At 69.1% G+C, this 18,035-nt stretch carries 16 protein-coding genes; 7 read left to right on the forward strand and 9 right to left on the reverse strand.

The window, feature by feature from the left end; all coding sequences use genetic code 11:
* Positions 1-2 precede the first annotated feature (2 nt).
* Positions 3-962: a proline dehydrogenase family protein gene (locus OHB12_RS00705; RefSeq protein WP_327115159.1), complete on the reverse strand. Its 960-nt coding sequence runs from the start codon at positions 960-962 to the stop codon at positions 3-5.
* Positions 962-2,599 (reverse strand): L-glutamate gamma-semialdehyde dehydrogenase, encoded by a 1,638-nt coding sequence (pruA, locus tag OHB12_RS00710; RefSeq protein ID WP_327115161.1) that lies wholly within the window; start codon positions 2,597-2,599, stop codon positions 962-964. The genes OHB12_RS00705 and pruA overlap by 1 nt, the downstream gene beginning before the upstream one ends.
* Before the next feature lie 66 nt (positions 2,600-2,665).
* On the opposite strand from pruA, the gene OHB12_RS00715 reads away from it, so the two are divergent.
* Positions 2,666-3,985: a PucR family transcriptional regulator gene (locus OHB12_RS00715; protein ID WP_327115163.1), complete on the forward strand. Its 1,320-nt coding sequence runs from the start codon at positions 2,666-2,668 to the stop codon at positions 3,983-3,985.
* A 108-nt stretch (positions 3,986-4,093) separates the two neighbouring features.
* Entirely contained in the window at positions 4,094-5,653 is a 1,560-nt protein-coding gene (locus OHB12_RS00720; RefSeq protein ID WP_327115165.1) for a phytoene desaturase family protein, read from the forward strand.
* On the opposite strand, the gene OHB12_RS00725 is transcribed toward OHB12_RS00720, so the two are convergent.
* From OHB12_RS00725 to OHB12_RS00740, 4 genes are all read right to left on the reverse strand, one after another.
* Complete coding sequence (locus OHB12_RS00725) at positions 5,641-6,627, reverse strand: zinc-binding dehydrogenase (RefSeq protein WP_327115167.1); 987 nt, start codon at positions 6,625-6,627, stop codon at positions 5,641-5,643. The two genes, OHB12_RS00720 and OHB12_RS00725, sit on opposite strands and share 13 nt — an antisense overlap.
* Positions 6,628-6,660: 33 nt before the next feature.
* The gene (locus tag OHB12_RS00730; RefSeq protein WP_327115169.1) at positions 6,661-7,083 is read right to left on the reverse strand and encodes an organic hydroperoxide resistance protein; all 423 of its coding nucleotides are present in this window, start codon (positions 7,081-7,083) and stop codon (positions 6,661-6,663) included.
* Positions 7,084-7,085: 2 nt separating this feature from the next.
* Positions 7,086-7,532 (reverse strand): MarR family winged helix-turn-helix transcriptional regulator, encoded by a 447-nt coding sequence (locus tag OHB12_RS00735; protein ID WP_327115171.1) that lies wholly within the window; start codon positions 7,530-7,532, stop codon positions 7,086-7,088.
* Between the two features lie 75 nt (positions 7,533-7,607).
* On the reverse strand, positions 7,608-8,402 hold the full coding sequence (locus OHB12_RS00740) for an IclR family transcriptional regulator (RefSeq protein ID WP_327115173.1): 795 nt from the start codon (positions 8,400-8,402) through the stop codon (positions 7,608-7,610).
* 86 nt (positions 8,403-8,488) lie between these two features.
* Here OHB12_RS00740 and hutH point away from each other — a divergent pair, with 86 nt between their 5' ends.
* The 4 genes from hutH (at position 8,489) to hutI (ending at position 14,278) form a co-directional block, all read left to right on the forward strand.
* Positions 8,489-10,033 carry a histidine ammonia-lyase gene (gene hutH / locus OHB12_RS00745; protein WP_327115174.1) on the forward strand — a complete coding sequence of 515 codons (1,545 nt, stop codon included), beginning with the start codon at positions 8,489-8,491 and terminating at the stop codon, positions 10,031-10,033.
* Positions 10,034-10,137: 104 nt separating this feature from the next.
* Entirely contained in the window at positions 10,138-11,778 is a 1,641-nt protein-coding gene (gene hutU, locus OHB12_RS00750; protein WP_442800059.1) for a urocanate hydratase, read from the forward strand.
* Positions 11,775-13,130, forward strand: a complete 1,356-nt coding sequence (locus OHB12_RS00755; protein ID WP_327115178.1) for a formimidoylglutamate deiminase — start codon at positions 11,775-11,777, stop codon at positions 13,128-13,130. The genes hutU and OHB12_RS00755 overlap by 4 nt, the downstream gene beginning before the upstream one ends.
* Positions 13,118-14,278: an imidazolonepropionase gene (gene hutI / locus OHB12_RS00760; protein WP_327115180.1), complete on the forward strand. Its 1,161-nt coding sequence runs from the start codon at positions 13,118-13,120 to the stop codon at positions 14,276-14,278. The genes OHB12_RS00755 and hutI overlap by 13 nt, the downstream gene beginning before the upstream one ends.
* Positions 14,279-14,386: 108 nt before the next feature.
* Here the strand turns inward: hutI and OHB12_RS00765 are convergent, their stop codons facing one another.
* The gene (locus OHB12_RS00765) at positions 14,387-15,307 is read right to left on the reverse strand and encodes a dienelactone hydrolase family protein (RefSeq protein WP_327115182.1); all 921 of its coding nucleotides are present in this window, start codon (positions 15,305-15,307) and stop codon (positions 14,387-14,389) included.
* A 243-nt stretch (positions 15,308-15,550) separates the two neighbouring features.
* Positions 15,551-15,958 carry a hypothetical protein gene (locus OHB12_RS00770; RefSeq protein ID WP_327115184.1) on the reverse strand — a complete coding sequence of 136 codons (408 nt, stop codon included), beginning with the start codon at positions 15,956-15,958 and terminating at the stop codon, positions 15,551-15,553.
* 285 nt (positions 15,959-16,243) lie between these two features.
* On the opposite strand from OHB12_RS00770, the gene OHB12_RS00775 reads away from it, so the two are divergent.
* Positions 16,244-16,750, forward strand: coding sequence for a gluconokinase (locus OHB12_RS00775; protein WP_327115186.1), 507 nt, complete (start codon positions 16,244-16,246; stop codon positions 16,748-16,750).
* Here OHB12_RS00775 and OHB12_RS00780 read toward each other — a convergent pair.
* Complete coding sequence (locus tag OHB12_RS00780) at positions 16,722-17,984, reverse strand: MFS transporter (RefSeq protein ID WP_327115188.1); 1,263 nt, start codon at positions 17,982-17,984, stop codon at positions 16,722-16,724. The genes OHB12_RS00775 and OHB12_RS00780 overlap by 29 nt on opposite strands.
* Between the last annotated feature and the right edge of the window lie 51 nt (positions 17,985-18,035).

Below are 18,035 nucleotides of genomic sequence, written 5' to 3' on the forward strand. Positions count from 1 at the left end.
GCTCAGCGGTCGCCGCCGAATGAGCGCAGGAAGAACGCGACGTTGGCCGGACGCTCGGCCAACCTGCGCATGAAGTAGCCGTACCACTGGTCGCCGTAGGGGACGTAGACGCGCAGCATGTGTCCCGCACCGACCAGGCGCCGCTGTTCGGCGTCCCGGATGCCGTGCAACATCTGGAACTCGAAATCGTCATGCGTGCGCCCGGTTTCGCGTACACAGTGCAGCGCCGCGTCAATCAGCGCCGGGTCGTGCGTGGCGACCATCGGATAGCCGTCGCCGTCCATCAAGATGCGCAGGCAGCGCAGATACGAGTCGTCGACGGCGGAACGGCCCTGATAGGCCACCGCGGCGGGTTCGCGATAGGCGCCCTTGCACAACCGGATTCGCGAGCCGGGGCCGGCGAATTCCCGGCAGTCGTCCTCGGTGCGTTTCAAGTAGGCCTGCAACACCGTGCCCAACCATGGGAAATCCGTGCGCAACTCGCGCACGATCGACTGCGTCGAGTCCGTGGTGGTGTGGTCCTCTGCGTCGATCGTGACCCAGACCCCCGCGACTGTCGCGGCGGTGCAGATCTGATGGGCGTGCTCACGAGCTATGGCGTGCCCGTCGTGGGGGAGCGCCTGGCCCAGCGCGGACAGTTTGAGGGACACCTCCAGCGGTCGCGCGGTCCCTTCCGCCGCGGCGGGCAGATCGGCCAACGCTGACAGGAGCCGCAGATAGTGCGCGACGGTGGCGCGGGCTTGGTCGAGGTCGGTGGTGTCCTCGCCGAGATAGTCGATGGTCACGCGGCGGTCGGATTCGAGGAGCGCGGCGGTCGCGGCCACCGCCTGATCCTCGGTCTCGCCCGCGACGAAGCGATCCACCAGCTTCTTGGTGGTCGGCATGCGGCTGATCGTGCGCTCCATGCGCGGAGAGCGTGCGGCTGCCAGCATGGCGGGACGGAGCAGTCCGGAGAATGCCATCAGAGCTCCTGGTGCGGGTAGCGGTGGTCGGTCGCGGGGACGAACGTCTCCTTGATCGTGCGAGCGGAGGTCCAACGCAGCAGGTTCTGTGCCGACCCTGCCTTGTCGTTGGTGCCGGACGCGCGCGACCCCCCGAAGGGCTGTTGCCCGACGACCGCGCCGGTGGGCTTGTCGTTGACGTAGAAGTTTCCGGCCGCGAACCGTAGCCGGTCGGTGGCGGTGGCGATGGCCGTGCGGTCGTCGGCGATGACCGCGCCGGTCAGGCCGTAGCGCGAGCCCTTGTCGATCAGGTCGAGCGTGGACTCGAACGATCCGGGGCCGGAGTCGTCGTAGACGTGCACGGCCAGGATCGGGCCGAAGTACTCGGTGCGGAACGCCTCGTCGGCAGGGTCGTCACCGAGCAGGATGGTGGGCTCGACAAAGTAGCCGACGCCGTCGTCGGCGTGGCCGCCCGCGGCGATCGTCAGGCTCGGAGTCGCCTTGGCGCGTGCCAGGGCGTCGGCGTTCTTGTCGAAGGCACGCTTGTCGATGAGCGCGCCGCCGAAGTGGGTGAAGTCGGTGACGTCGCCATAGCTGAGGGCGGCGACCTTGTCGACGAACTCGCGGCCCATCCTGGCCCACACCGACCTCGGGATGAACGCGCGGGAGGCGGCTGAGCACTTCTGGCCCTGGTAGTCGAAGGCGCCGCGGATCAGTGCCGTCGTCAGCACGTCGGGATCGGCGGAGCTGTGCGCCACGACGAAGTCCTTGCCGCCGGTCTCGCCGACCAGGCGCGGATAGCTGTCGTAGTCGACGATATTCGCCGCGACCGTGCGCCACAGATGCTGGAACGTCGCGGTCGATCCGGTGAAGTGGATGCCTGCGAGGCGGCGATCGGTGAGTGCCACGTCGGACACCGTGGGACCGGCGCCGTGCACCATGTTGATCACACCGGGCGGCAGCCCCGCCGCCTCCAGCAGCTTCATCGTCCAGTACGCCGCGACCGACTGGGTCACGGCGGGCTTCCACACGACGGTGTTACCCATCAGCGCGGGCGCGGTGGGGAGATTGCCCGCGATCGCGGAGAAGTTGAACGGGGTGATTGCGTACACGAAACCCTCGAGCGGACGGTACTCCACCTTGTTCCACACGCCCGGTGCCGAAATCGGCTGGTCCTGCAGGATTCGGCGGGCGAAGTGGACGTTGAAGCGCCAGAAGTCGACCAGCTCGCACGGGGTGTCGATCTCGGCCTGGTATGCCGTCTTGGATTGGCCCAACATCGTTGCGGCGGAGATGGTTTCGCGCCACGGTCCGGCCAGTAAGTCCGCGGCGCGGAGGAAGACCGCGGCACGGTCCTCGAACGGAAGCGCCCGCCAGCCCGGCGCCGCGGTGGTGGCGGCCGTGACGGCGTCCGCCACGTCGCGCGGCTCGGCGGTGGTGAGCGTGCCGAGCACGGCGGCGTGCCGGTGCGGCTGCACCACCCGGATCTGCTCGCCGGAACCGCGCCGGTGTTCGCCGCCGATGACATGATGGATTTCGGTCGGCGTCGCGCCGAGCTCGGTGAGCTTCGCCTGCAATCGTTCGCGTTCCGCACTGCCCGGGGCGAATGTGCCGACCGGCTCGTTGACCGGCTGGGGTGTGGACACGATGGCGTCCATGGTTCCTCCTGCTGGGTAGGCGATTTTGCGGTAAGCCGAAGTCAACACCGGAAAACTGCCCGGAGAATGAGCCAGTCGGACAAAGATGGGGTGAGTGCGTTGTCGAGTTGGCCGAAGGACGGGAACGTGGCCGGGGAGAGCGAGTTGGCCGCCGCGGACATGGATCTGTTCGGCCTGGCGCAGATGGTTGCCCACAACGCGGGCGGGATGGTGTCCATCGAGGACCCGCACTCCCATGTGCTGGCGTACTCGGCGTCCGACCAGACCGCCGACCAGTTGCGCGTGCTGTCGATCCTGGGCCGGGAAGGCCCGCGCGACTACCTGACCGTGCTGCGGAAGTGGGGTGTGTTCGATCGCTTGCGCAACACGGACGAGGTCATCGACGTGCCCGCGCATGAGGAACTGAACATCAAGCGAAGGCTGGTGGTCGGTATCCGGCATCCCGCGGACGCGACCGCGCGGGCGCCGCGGGTACTCGGTGCGATCTGGCTGCAGCAGGGTGATCAGCCGTTCAAGTCGGACGCGGCGGAGATCCTGCGTGGGGCCTCGGCCATCGCAGGCCGTCTGATCTCCCGCAGTCTCGACGCACCGTCCACCGAGGCGCTGCTGATCCAGCGGTTGTTCGGTGCGGGAGGGGCCGCGGTCGAGATAGACGCGGTGGTGACCGCGCTGAACCTGCCGCAGACCGGCCCCGCCGCGGTGGTGGCGTTCGCGCTCACCGCCACCGAGCAGTCCACCGCCACCGAGCCCGCCGCGCTCGGCAGCATCCTGCGCTTGCGCGCCAGCTCCTTCCGGGGCGACTCGGTGACCACGGTGCTCGGCGACCGCGTCTACGTGCTGTTGCCTGGCTACCGGTCCGCGCACGCGGTGACGGCGTGGACGCGGCAATTGGTCGAACAGCTCGAGGCGAAGCGGTCGCTGGCGTTGCGGGCCGCGATAGCCTGTCCCGTCGCCGATCTCGGCGCGGTGGGCGCCGCGCGGGCCGAGGTCGATCGCGTGCTGGACAGCACCGTCGCCACCTACCCGAAGGGGCGGGTGACCACGCTGTCCGAATCCCGCACCGCCGTGCTGCTCGGCGAGGTGCTCGATCTCGTCGGCTCGCGCGCCGCACTGCACGATCCCCGGCTGCGCGCCCTGTTCGACTACGACCGGAAGCATTCGGCGAGCTTGCGCGACAGCGTGGAGACCTATCTGCGGGAACACGGCGACGTCCGCAACGCCGCGGCCGCCCTGCAAGTGCATCCGAATACGCTGCGTTACCGCATCCGCCGCGTCGAGGACATCCTCGGCATGGATCTCGGCGACCACGCAGACCGCCTGTTACTCGAGATCCAGCTCGCGCTCCAGCGCCGCCCGCACTCCCGCCCGCCGGGCCCGCCTGCCTGACCCGACTTGCTCGGTAAGCGACGTTTGCCGAGCGGCGCTCGGCGCGCTGTTGGACGTGCTGGTGGTCCGTCACTGTCGGGGAGGGGCGATCCGTGCTATCGAGGACGTATGAAGCCGACACGGTCGTTCTACGATGTCGTGATCGTCGGCGGCGGCCATAACGGGCTGGTGGCCGCCGCGTACCTGGCGCGGGCTGGGCGGTCGGTGCTGTTGCTCGAGCGCCTGCCGCACACGGGTGGCGCCGCGGTGTCGGAGCGGGTGTTCGCGGGCGTCGACGCGCGGCTGTCGCGGTACTCGTATCTTCTGAGCCTGCTGCCGCGACAGATCGTGGACGAGCTGGGGCTGCGGTTCACGACACGGCGCAGGCAGATCTCGTCGTATACGCCGGTCGGCGACAGCGGCCTGCTCGTTTCCGGGGCGCCGGAGCGGACCAGGGCGAGTTTCACGCGCCTCACCGGGTCGGATCGGGATTTTCTTGCGTGGCAGCGTTTCTACGGCGCCACCGGGCGGCTGGCGCAGCGCATATTCCCGACGTTGACGCAGCCGCTGCCGTCCAGGGCCGTGCTGCGGGCTGCCGTGGACGACGCTGCGACCTGGGAGGCGATGTTCGAGCGCCCGCTGGGGGAGGCGATCGAGTCGGCCTTCCGCGACGATATCGTGCGCGGCGTGGTGCTCACCGACGCGCTGATCGGTACGTTCGCCCATGCGCACGATCCGTCGCTGCGGCAGAACCGCTGCTTCCTCTACCACGTGATCGGCGGCGGCACCGGCGACTGGGACGTGCCCGTCGGGGGTATGGGCGCGCTCACCGACGCGCTGGCCGAGGTGGCGCGCTCCGCGGGCGCCGAGATCGTCACGGAATGCGAGGTAACCGGTCTCGAAACCGATGGCAGCACAGCCGAAGTCGGTTATTGGGACAGGACGGTTGGTGCGCGTCACGTGCTCGTCAACGCCGCACCGTACACGCTCGCGGGGTTGCTCGGTACGCCGTTACCACCGAAACCCCAAGGCGCGCAGCTCAAGATGAACATGCTGCTGCGCCGGTTGCCACGACTGCGTGACACCGAAACCGATCCGCGCGAGGCGTTTGCGGGAACCTTTCACATCGGCGAGTCGTACGCGCAACTCGACCAGGCATACGGCGAAGCGGCGATCGGCCGCATACCGTCTGCGCCGCCCGCGGAGATCTACTGTCACACATTGACCGACCCGTCGATCCTGTCGCCGGACCTGACCGCGCAAGGCGCGCATACCCTCACGCTGTTCGGTCTGCACACACCGGCAAAGCTGTTCGCCGCCGATCCGGAGGGGGCGAAGGCGGAGGTGGTAAAAGCCACACTTGCGCAACTGGATTCGGTGCTGGCCGAACCGATCGCCGACTGCTCGGCGACGGACGAGCACGGCGAGCCATGTCTGGAGGCGAAGACCCCGCTCGAGCTGGAGTGCGAGCTCGGCCTGCCCGGTGGCCACATCTTCCATCGGGATCTGGCCTTCCCTTACCTACCGGAGGAGGCCGATCCGGCTGACCCCGCCGCCCGGTGGGGTGTGTCGACCGGCCATCGCAACGTATTCCTCTGTGGTGCCGGGGCGATCCGTGGCGGCGGGGTCAGCGGCATCCCCGGGCACAACGCCGCGATGGCCGTGCTCGACGTCGATCAGGCCCGCTGAGCCGACAACGCGATCTTGGCGCTGCGCCCTGGCGTTTCGGTGGCGACCGCGGCGTCGGCCGCGGACTCCAGCGAGTAGGCGGTCTCGATGGTCAACCGCAGCTCGCCGCGGGCCGCGAGGTCGATCAGCTCCCCGATCAGCCGCCCTCGATGCTCGGCGCCGATCTCCTCGATCCGCATGGCGCCCCAGAAGCCTTTGACCACAGCCTGTTTGAAGATGAGGCTGCCGGAATCGAGCGACAGCGGCTTGCCCGACAGCGCGCCGAAGGAGATCAGGTGCCCGTTCGGCGCGAGTAGCGCCAGCCCGTCGTCGGCGGCGCGACCGCCTACCTGGTCGACGGCACGCGCGATGGGCGCGCCCGAGGTAACGGTCTCGACCTGCGCGCGCCAGCCCTCGCTTTCGGTGTCGAGCACTGGTTCGTAGCCGAGCTCACGCAGCGCCGCGACCGAAGCGTGGCCGCGCACCAGGTTGAGCACGTGCAGACCGCGTTGCCGGCCGAAGACGTTGACCAGCCTGCCGACCGCGCCGTTGGCGGCGTTGATCGCCAGCCATTCTCCCGGCTGCAGTGCGAGGTCTTCCACCAGCATCAGTGCGCTGAGCGGCATGGCGAGCAGCTGGGCCGCGGTTTCGTCGGACACCGCGTCCGGCACCGGAACCACCTGTCCGGCCGGGACCACGAAGTACTCCGCCCACACGTTCTGTGCCCCGGACACCGTGACGCGTTGTCCGACGGTGAGACCGGTGACGTCCGGCCCCACCGCGTCGACGCGCCCGACGGCCTCGGTGCCCGGAATCGCGGGCAGCGGCGGCCGATAACCGTACACGCCGCGCACGATGGCCAGGTCGTGATTGTGGATCGGCGCGAGGATCAACTGGAGACGGACCTCGCCGGGACCCGGTTCGGGCACCGGCCGCTCGGTGGTGGTGAGCACGTCCTTCGGTTCGCCGAATCGTTCGATGACTACGGCACGCATGTTCGCTCCCTTCCCGATCAATAGCCTTCCCGATCAGTCCTCGGCGACGAGGACTTCGACTTCGATGTTGCCACGGGTCGCGTTCGAGTACGGGCACACCTGGTGCGCCTTGTCCGCGAGTTCCTGTGCGTCCTGCCTGGACAGATGGGGGAGCGAGACCTCGAGGGTGACCGTGAGCCCGAATCCGCCCGCATCGTTGGGGCCGATGCCGACCTTGGCGCCGACCGCGGAGTCGTCGATGTTGGCCTTGGCCTGCTGGCCGACCAGGCGCAGCGCCGAATGGAAGCAGGCCGCGTAGCCCGCCGCGAACAGCTGCTCGGGGTTGGTGCCTTCACCGTTGCCGCCCAGCGCCTTCGGGGCGGACAGGTCCACGTCGACCTTGCCGTCGGTGGTGCGGGCGTGTCCGTTGCGGCCGTCGCCGGTCGCCAAGGCCTCGGCGGTGTAGAGGATCCGCATGTCTACTCTCCTTCGTTCAGCTGGGACATCAGCGAATGCGTCAGTCGTCGCAAGGTTTCGCGCAGCGCGAGGAACTCGTCCGGGGACAGGCCGATGGCCTCGGCCATCTCGGCCGGGATGTCGCCCGCCTCGGCCCGCAGCGCGCGCCCGCGTTCGGTGAGCTGGATATCCACGCGACGTTCGTCGGCCGCCGACCGATGCCGCTCGACCAGCCCTGCCGCCTCCAGCCGCTTGAGCAGCGGGGAGAGCGTGCCGGAATCCAGGGCGAGTGCATGGCAGACGTCGCCGACGCTGCGTCCGTCGCGTTCCCACAGCGCCAGCATCACCAGGTACTGCGGGTAGGTGAGCCCGAGCCGTTCCAGCTTCGGGCGGTAGACCGCGGTCATCGCCCGGGACGCCGCGTAGAGCGGGAAGCAGAGTTGCTCGTCGAGGGTGAGATGGTCGGTCATGGCCATAAATATAGTGGGCAACTATATTGCGCACAATAGAGTTGTCTGTGGCGCTGGTCACAGAGTGTGGATCCGTCAGCGTCCGTTCTCGTCCGGCAACCCGCCGATGTGGTGGGTGAGGGTGGTCGCGGTGGCCCGGACCTGGGTGGCGAGCGGCGTCCAGTCGGCGGAGCATGGCGTGGCCGCGCAGTGGTGGCGGAAGGTGACGCTGATCGCGGCGATCGGGCGGTGATTGTGGTCGAAAACGGGATAGGCGACGGACGCGAAGCCGGAGGTGACGTGGCCGTCTTCGCAGGCCCAGCCGCGGCGGCGGTCGGTAGCGAGCGTCGTGCGCAATGCGGCGAGGGTGACCGGACCGCGGTCGGTCCGGCGGACGAACGCCGACGCGGACGGGAACAGGGCGCGGATCTGGGCGGCAGGCAGGTGGGCGAGGATCGCGCGGCCGGACGCGGTCAGGTGCGCGGGCAGTCGAACACCGACGCCGGTGACCAAGGTCTCCGGACGCGCAGGCTGCTCCTTGATCAGGTACAGCAATTCGTTGCCGTGCAGGACGCCGAGGTGGGCGGTGTGGCCGACGCGTTCCACCAGACTGCGTAGCAGTGGGTGGGCGAGGCGCTCCAGCGGGTCATGGCGCAGATAGGCGGAACCGAGTTCGAAGGCGGCAATGCCGAGGCCGTAGCGGCGCTCGGCGGGCAGCCGAGTGACGAACCGGGCCGTTTCCAACTCGGCGAGCAGGTGATAGGTGGTGGAGCGCGGGAGACCGAGTTCGCGGGCGATGGCGGTGGCGGAAATCGGCCCGGCTCGGCCCGCGAGTAGTTGCAGTACAGCGAGCCCGCGGCGCAACGCCGGGACGTCGCTGCTCGTTCCCACGCGCTCTCCTCGGTATGTCTGGGATCTCAGACGAATTCGGCCGTAGCCTCATTCTGCACCGACTGTCGCGGCGGTGGAATGGACTCATGCCGGACACTGCGCAGCTACCGATCGTGGACCTCGACGGGCCGCTCACCCGTGATGGGGTCGTCGCGGTCGCGCGGCATGGCGCCAAGGTCCGGCTGAGCCCGGTGGCGCTGCGGCGGCTGACCGCCGCGCGCGACCATGTCGATGTGCTCGCGGCGGGTGATCTCCCGACCTATGGGGTCTCCACCGGATTCGGCGCGTTGGCGATTCGCTACATTCCGCCGGAGCGGCGCACCGCGTTGCAGCGGTCGCTGATCCGCTCGCACGCGGCGGGGGCGGGCGCGGCCGTGGAGCGCGAGGTGGTGCGCGCGCTGATGGTGCTGCGCCTGCGCACGCTCGCCACCGGCCACACCGGTGCGCGGCCCGTGACGGCGCAGACGCTGGCCGCGCTGATCAACGTGGGCCTCACGCCGGTGGTGCACGAGTACGGCTCGCTCGGATGCTCCGGCGATCTCGCGCCGCTGGCCGCGGTGGCGCTGACGCTCATGGGCGAGGGCACGGTGACCGACGACACCGGCATGCTACTGGATGCCGTGGATGCGTTGCACGCCAACGGAATCGAGCCGGTCACCCTTGCTGAGAAGGAGGGTCTGGCGCTGACCAACGGCACCGACGGCATGCTCGGCATGCTGGTGCTCGCCCTGGCCGACCTGCGCACTCTGCTGGACGTGGCGGACATCACCGCCGCGATGAGTGTCGAGGCACTGCTGGGCACCGATCGCGTGTTCGCCGCGGACCTGCAGGCGCTGCGCCCACATCCCGGCCAGGCCCACTCGGCGGCGCGGATGCGTGCCGCCCTGGCCGGATCGGAGATCGTCGCGAGCCATCGCGGCCCCGACTGTCACCGGGTGCAGGACGCCTATTCGCTGCGCTGTGCCCCACAGGTGCACGGCGCCGCGCGCGACACGGTGGCCCACGCCGAAACGGTCGCCGATCGTGAGCTGGCCTCGGCCATCGACAATCCGGTGGTGCTCGGCGACGGACGGCTGGAGTCCAACGGCAACTTCCACGGCGCACCCCTGGCCTATGTGCTCGACTTTCTCGCGATCCCGGTCGCCGACGTAGCGAGCATGGCCGAGCGCCGTACCGACCGCATGCTGGATGTCGCGCGCTCGCACGGCCTTCCGGCCTTCCTCGCCGCCGATCCTGGCGTCGACTCCGGCCACATGATCGCCCAGTACACCCAGGCCGCCATGGTTTCCGAGCTCAAACGCCTCGCCGTGCCCGCGTCCGTGGACTCGATCCCGAGCAGTGCGATGCAGGAGGACCACGTTTCGATGGGGTGGTCGGCGGCCCGCAAGCTCCGCACGGCGATCGATGGGCTGACCACTGTGCTCGCGATCGAATACCTCACCGCGGCGCGGGCCCTCGACTTCCGTGCTCCGCTGCGTCCGGCTCCTGCCACCGCCGCGGCCGTGGCCCTGCTGCGCACTCGAGTCGACGGCCTCGGCCCCGACCGCCATCTCGCTCCCGAAATCGCCGCCGCCGAATCCCTGTTGCGGACCGGCGCTTTCACCCGAACCGTCACGCTCGACCTCACCTGATGTGGAGGCTCACCATGACCACGCCGCCCCGGACACCGCCCAGTGCGACATCCTCGCGCGACAGATCGCCGATAGGGCCCCCGTCGCGGTCGGCACCCAGGGTGGTGCGGGCGGCCCGTGGCAAGGGACTCACGGCCGGAAACTGGCAGACCGAGGCCGCGCTGCGCATGTTGCACAACAATCTCGATCCCGAGGTCGCCGAGCGTCCGCAGGATCTGGTCGTGTACGGCGGAACCGGGAAGGCCGCGCGGGATTGGGCCAGTTTCGATGCGATCACGCGCTGTCTGACCACGCTGGCGGGCGACGAGACGCTGCTGGTGCAGTCGGGTAAGCCGGTCGGCGTGTTCCGCACGCACGAGTGGGCGCCGCGCGTGCTGATCGCCAACTCGAATCTCGTCGGGGACTGGGCGAACTGGCCGGAGTTCCGCAGACTCGAGGCGCTCGGGCTGACCATGTACGGTCAGATGACGGCGGGCTCATGGATCTACATCGGTACCCAGGGCATCCTGCAGGGCACCTACGAGACCTTCGCCGCCATCGCCGACAAGCGCTTCGGCGGGAGCCTCGCGGGAACGTTGACCCTGACCGCGGGACTCGGCGGCATGGGCGGCGCGCAACCGCTGGCGGTCACCATGAACGGCGGCGTGGCGCTGGTCGTCGAATGCGACCAGGCGCGCGCTGGACGACGTCTGCGGGACCGCTACCTGGACGAGATCGCCACCGACATCGATGATGCGGTCGCCAGGGTTTCCGCGGCTCGCGGCCAGCGGAAAGCGTTGTCTGTCGGTCTGATCGGCAATGCCGCCGACGTGGTGCCGCAGCTGCTTCGCCGTGGGTTCGACCCGGACATCGTCACCGATCAGACCTCGGCGCACGACCCGCTGTCCTATCTGCCGCGTGGTGTCGCGGTGGAGGACTGGTCGGACTACGCGGCGAACAAGCCCGACGAATTCACCACCCGCGCACGGGAATCCATGGCCGACCACGTCGGCGCCATGCTCGGCTTCCTCGACGGGGGCGCGGAGGTGTTCGATTACGGCAACTCGCTACGTGGGGAGGCCGCGCTCGGCGGGTGCGACCGAGCGTTCGACTATCCGGGGTTCGTTCCCGCGTACATCCGTCCGCTGTTCTGCGCGGGCAAGGGCCCGTTCCGCTGGGTCGCGTTGTCCGGAGACCCGGCCGACATCGCGGCCACCGACCGTGCTGTCCTGGATCTTTTCCCGGAGAACGATTCTTTGCGCCGCTGGATCGGGATGGCCGGTGCGCGCGTGGCCTTCCAAGGTCTGCCCGCGCGAATCTGCTGGCTCGGCTACGGTGAGCGGCACCTGGCCGGACTGCGCTTCAACGAGATGGTGGCCTCGGGCGAACTCCAGGCGCCGGTCGTGATCGGGCGCGACCACCTGGACTCCGGGAGCGTCGCCTCGCCCTACCGAGAGACCGAGTCGATGGCCGACGGCTCGGACCCGATCGCCGACTGGCCCCTGTTGAACGCGCTGCTCAACACCGCTTCCGGCGCGAGCTGGGTGTCCATCCACCACGGCGGCGGCGTCGGGATCGGTCGCTCGCTGCACGCGGGACAGGTGTGTGTGGCCGACGGGACGCCGCTGGCGGCGCAGAAGCTGGAGCGGGTGCTGACCAACGATCCCGGCACCGGGGTTATCCGTCACGTGGACGCCGGCTACGTCCGTGCGAGCGACATCGCCGCACAGCGCGGCGTGCGAATTCCGATGCGGGAGAACTCGTGATCGGCGAGGACGCGAGCGGTGCGGATCGCCCGCCCGCGGGCAGCACGACGAATGTGTACCGGGCCCAATACGCCTGGCTTCCGGACGGGCTCGCCGCGGATGTCACCATCGAGGTCGACGGACCGACGATTCGTTCGGTGGCCAGTGGCGCGGGCCGGCACGGAAAACTCTTGCGCGGATTGACGATTCCCGGCTTCGCGAACGCGCACTCGCACGCCTTCCACCGTGCCCTGCGTGGTCGCACGCAGCACGAGCGCGGCTCCTTCTGGACGTGGCGGGACCGGATGTACGCCGTCGCCGCTTTACTCGATCCCGACTCCTGCTACCGGCTCGCCCGCGCGGTGTACGCGGAGATGGTGCTGGCCGGGTATACCAGCGTCGGTGAATTCCACTACCTGCACCACGGGCCCGGCGGCAGGCGCTACACGGACCCGAACGCGATGAGCGCGGCGCTCGCCGCGGCGGCCGACGATGCAGGCATTCGGCTCACTCTGCTCGACACATGTTATCTCGCCGGGGAATTCGGGATGCCGCTCGGCGAGCATCAGCTTCGGTTCGGTGACGGCGACGTGGGTGCCTGGGCCGAGCGGGCCGCCGCATTCACGCCGGGACCGGGCCTGGTGCGGACCGGCGTAGCCGCGCATTCGGTGCGTACCGTGCCGCGCGCCGCGCTCGGCGTGGTCGCGGAGCGGGCGGCCGGGCGCCCGGTCCATGTGCACCTGTCCGAACAGCCTGCCGAAAACCGCTATTGTCTGGCCTTTTACGGCAGAACCCCGACAGAGCTGCTGGCGGAGGCGGGCGTGCTCGGTGCGCGTGCGGTCGCCGTGCACGCCACCCACGTCTCCGCCGCCGACATTCGTGTGCTCGCCGAAACCGGTGCGCGCGTGTGCTTCTGCCCGACCACCGAGCGCGACCTCGGCGACGGCATCGGGCCCGCCCGCGTCCTGTCCGACGCGGGCGTGGGACTGTGCCTGGGCAGCGACAGTCACGCCACCGTCGACGCGTTCGAGGAGTGGCGGGCGCTCGAGCTCAACGAGCGGCTGGTGAGCCACACCCGCGGCCGGTTCACCCCTGCGCAGTTATATCGCGCGGCAACGGATCACGCCGCGATCGGCTGGCCCGAGTGCGGCCGGATCGCGCCGGGCGCCGCCGCCGACCTGGTCACCGTCGACCTCGACTCGATCCGCACCGCGGGAACCGCCCCGGCCGCCGCGCTCTTCGCCGCCACCGCAGGCGACGTGCGTGAGGTGCTGGTGGCCGGAAGTCCCGTCGTATCCGACCACCACCACCTGCTGTTGCCGCACCCGGAAAGTTCGCTGCACGAGGAAATCGAAGCACTATGGCGACCCTGATCACCGGTATCAGCGAGCTCACGACCAACACCGAGGACGGCCCGCTGCGCAACGCCGCGGTAGTGCTCGGGGGGGAGCGTTTCGCCTGGGTCGGGTCCGCCGTCGCGGCGCCCGCCGCGGACGAGAAGGTCGACGTCGGCGGCCGCGCCGCGCTGCCAGGCTGGGTGGACAGCCACACCCACTTGGTCTTCGCCGGAGACCGGACCGCCGAATTCGAAGCCAGGATGGCCGGGCGTTCCTACCGGGCCGGTGGCATCGCCACCACCGTCGCCGCGACCCGCGAGGCCACCGACGACGATCTGATCGCCAACCTCGCCCGCCATCTCGCCGAGGCAAGGCGCCAGGGCACCACCTGCCTGGAAACCAAGACCGGCTACGGCCTCCGTGTCGAGGACGAACTGCGCTCCGCCCGCATCGCCGCGGCGGCCGCCGACGAGGTGACCTATCTCGGCGCGCATCTGGTACCGACAGGCACGGACCCGGAGTCCTACGTGGACCTGGTGTGCGGTCCGATGCTCGACGCGGTGGCGCCGTATGTGCGCTGGTCCGATGTGTTCTGCGAGACAGGCGCTTTCGACGAGGACCAGGCCGATCGGGTGCTCCGCGCCGCCGCCGCGCGCGGGCTCGGCTTGCGTGTACATGGCAATCAGCTGGGCCACGGCCCCGGCGTCCGACTAGCGGTGCGTCACGGCGCGGCGAGTGTGGACCATTGCAGCTATCTCACCACCGACGACATCGAGGCGTTAGCCGCGTCGAACACCGTCGCTACCCTCCTGCCCGCCTGCGACCTGTCGACCCGGCAGCCCTTTGCGCCCGCTCGCACCCTGTTGGACGCGGGCGCCACGGTCGCCTTGGCCACCAACGCGAATCCCGGCAGCTCCTACACCACCTCGATGGCCTTCTGCGTGGCGACCGCCGTGCTGCAAATGGGTCTGTCGGTGGCGGAGGCGGTGTACGCCGCGACCGCGGGCGGGGCTGCGGCGCTGCGCAGGGACGATGTCGGTTCGGTCCGGATCGGCGCCCGTGCGGATCTGCAGGTGCTGGACGCTCCGTCCGTCGCCCATCTGGCCTACCGCCCTGGAGTGCCGCTGACTCTGGCTGTGTGGCGTCTCGGCAGGCGAGTGCCGCCGCAGCCGACCTTCGGCTGACCGGATCGGCGATCGGGGCCGGCACGCGCGGTGCGGGGGACGGCATGCTTCGCGCAGCCCTGCCGCGGTGCGATGCTTGTGCCGCCATGCGCAGTGGGTGGAATCAGGTCAGCCGAGGTAGGTGCCGTACCAGTCCAGTACGCGGCGCCAGGCTTCGGTGGCGGCCGCGGCGTTGTAGCGTGGGCCGGTGTCGTTGAAGAACGCGTGGTCGGCGTCCGGGGCGATGAAGATTTCGTACGGGTTGCCCGCACGAACCAGCGCCGCCTCGGCGGCCGGGCGGGAAGCGTTCACCCGGATGTCGGCCGCCGCGTAGACCGCGAGCGCGGCGGCCTTGGACGCGGACAGATCACCGTTGTCCGGGAACGGTCCGTAGAAGGGTGTTGCCGCGGCGAGCGGCGACGGCCCGGAGGCAAGCAGTAACCACGCCAGGCCGCCGCCGAAGCAGAAACCGGTCGTGCCGAGTTTCTTTCCCTCGACCCGCCGCTGCAGTTCGTCGAGCCCGGCCCGCAGGTCGGCCACGAACTGTTTCTGCGGAATGCGGCTGAGTTCGGCGGTCGCCGCGGCCGGATCGGTGAACGCGGCGGTGCCGCCCTGTGCGGAAAGCAGGTCGACGGCGAGCGCGGAGTATCCGGCACCCGCGAATCGTCCGGTCACCGAGCGGATGTGGTCGGTGAGGCCCTTGTTCTCGTGGATGACCAGCACCCCGCCGCGCGGCTGCGGTGCCGACGCCCACGCGGCTTGCAGCTGCTTCCCGTCGGGTCCGCCGAACGTGATGGCCGTCGGAGGGACCGCGGTCGCCGAGCCGTGCGGTGCCGATGGGGATGTCGGCGGCGCCGAGGGGGTAGCAGGCGAGGGCGCCGAATCGGTTATTCGGGGGTCCCCGCCCGAACAGGCGGCGAGCAGCGCACCCGCGGCGGTGATCCCGAAGCCGAGCAGAGCCAACCGGCGCAACGCTTCCCGCCGGGTCAGGATGCCGTCGGCGTGGTCAGCGGCGATCTCTTCTGCGATATAGCGCTGCAGCGTCGTCATGTGCCCAACCCTGGCGAGGCGCCTCGACATCACAACCACCTATCGCGTGCACGAGCATGTCATTGCGTAATAGATCGCGACGCAGGCTGTTCCGGCGGCGAGCACCTGAGACGGCCCGTGGTCTGTGCGCGTCAGGAGCATCGTCATCGGTACAGGGGTGTGCCCGCCCGATGGATGGCGCCATCGACACCATCCATCGGGCGGCGAGGAGTTGGCCGCGTTGAGGATCGCAGACGACAGGGCTCACCCCAGGGTGAGCACCTTCGCCTGCCCGGATACGACGACATCGTTTTGACCGACCAGGGCAACTCGCACCTGCACGACCTGGCCCGACTGCAACGGCGCCTCGCCGGTGGCTCCGGCCAAGGGGACGGTGGCGACGTGTTTGGCGCCGTCACAGGTGAGGTCGTTCTGGATGCCGAGGGCTGCGGGACGTTCCGCGTCGGGTTCCCCCGCCATCGCCTTGAGGCTTGTCGCCCCGGCTGAGGCATCGCAGCTGTAGTTGACTCCGACGTTGCTCGGCGCGGCGTCACCGATGTCGATAGCGTTGTCGGCGAGAGCGGGAGCAGCGGCCAGCACCAGGGCGGCACCCATCGTCACGAAAACAGCCGCAGTGCGGGCGGAGCGCTGACAATTCCGAGTAGTCACCATGGATCTTTTCCTCCTGATTGGGCGGATAAGGATCGCTGAACACAACAGAAAGAACGCGGCCCCCCACATCACTGCACGCATCTATGGTCCAGCCTCCGGCCGCCCCGCGTGGGAGAACCGCACTAAATGGTGCGTGGCGGGCGAAGTGCACGCCGATGGTATGGGGTGCGCCACAGTCGTGCGCCCGCGTCGGTGGTCCTGATCTCCGCCGATAGTGTCGGTGTCCGATATTCCGGGCCGATCACTGGATCGGCCCGGTTCGAGACACCAGCGGAGGGGTTCGACATGCCGGAACGGGAAGGCGCACCGATGATCGTGGTGATGGGAGTGTCGGGTTCCGGGAAGTCGACGGTCGGCACCCGGCTGGCCGACGCGCTCGGCATCGAGTACGCCGAAGGAGACGACTTCCATCCGGCCGCGAACGTCGCGAAGATGGCGGCCGGGACGCCGCTGGACGACGCGGACCGGGCGCCCTGGCTGGACGCGGTGGCCGCGTGGATGACCGAGCACACCGAGCAGGGTGGCGTGGTCAGCTGCTCGGCGCTCAAACGCAGCTACCGAGACCGGCTGCGCGCGGCGGTTCCCGAGGCGTTCTTCGTGCATCTGGCCGTGCCGCGAATTGAACTCGCGCGCCGCATGACCGGGCGCCGCGGACACTTCATGCCACCGAACCTGCTCGATTCGCAGCTGGCGGCGCTGGAGCCGCTGGCCGCCGATGAGAACGGCATCACGATCGACGCAGCCCGCACGCCGGAGGATCTGGTCACGGACGCGGTGGCGGCGCTGGGATAGCGGCACTTCCAGACCATACGGTCTGTCGCCATGGAAGCAGTAGGCAGCTGGCGAGCAGTGTGACGGCGGCGCATCCGATCGCGACCCGGAGACTGGTCGCGGCGGCTATGACGCCACCGAGTGCGATGAACGCGGGTTGGAAGCTTTTGGCGCTGCTCGACCAGGCGGTACCGACGCGGGCCATGTGGTCATCAGCGGTGCAGTTCATCCGGTAGGTGGTGAAGACGGGGTTGAAGACTCCGGCGCAGAACAGCAGCAGTGTCTCGGTGACCATGATGATGGCCAGCCCGAATGTACTGGGTCCTGCGGCGAGAAGCAGGCCCAGCCAGCAGGTACGGAGGGTGCCGAAACCGAGCAGCACTGTGCGCTCGCTGAAGACGGCGACAAGCTTTGGTGCGCAGAGAGATCCGAGCAGGCCACCGAGACACGGAAGGCCGAGGGCAAGTCCGTATTGCCAGGGTGCGAAGCCGAGTTCGCGGAGCATGAGCAGGGCAACCAGTGGCGCGGTGAGCATGAGGGAGCCGCCGAAGATCATCGCGTTCCAGAACAGGCGGTGCAGTGTGGGTTGGGCGAAGATGTAGGACCATCCGCTGCGGATATCGGTGACCCAGTGCTGTTCGCGTCTTTCGTGTGCGGGCTCGGGCTCGGGGGTGGCGATGCTGCGGATGCCGAGCGCGGACAGCAGGTAGCTGGCCGAGTCGATTACGAGGGTGATCGTGGCGCCGAGCATCGAGACGAGCGCGCCGCCGGCTGGTGCGCCCAGGGCGGAGGCCATCCAAAAGGTTGTTTCGAAGCGGCTGTTGGCTCGAACGCGTTGTGGTTCGGGCACAAGGGATTTCACGTGGGCGCCGTTGGCGGCGTTGAACACGATGCCGCACAGGGTTTGGATCGTGCCGACCACGCACAGTTGGGCGTAGGTCAGCACACCCAGCCAGGCGGTCACCGGGACGCTGCTGAGCGCGACAAACGATGCCAGATCAGCTTGGATCATGATCGGGCGTTTACGGCGGAACTCGATGAACGATCCCAACGGGAGTGCGATGGCGGCGCTGGCGATACCTGACAGAGCTGCCATCAGCGACACCTGTAGGTCCGAGGCATCCAGCACCACGATGGCGACCAACGGCAGCGCACCTGTTCCGAGTGCACTGCCGATCTGGCTGATGGTGAACGAAGCCCAGAGTCGATAGAAGTCTGGTGAGAGCCGATCTTCGACCGCGGTGGCAGGTTTCACCGTGTGTGCTCCGTTGGTGGGGGAGATGTCGAGGTGTCACGGAGAGAAGGA

It is taken from the genome of Nocardia sp. NBC_01730 (assembly GCF_035920445.1).
In the GTDB taxonomy this organism is placed as follows: Bacteria; Actinomycetota; Actinomycetes; order Mycobacteriales; family Mycobacteriaceae; genus Nocardia.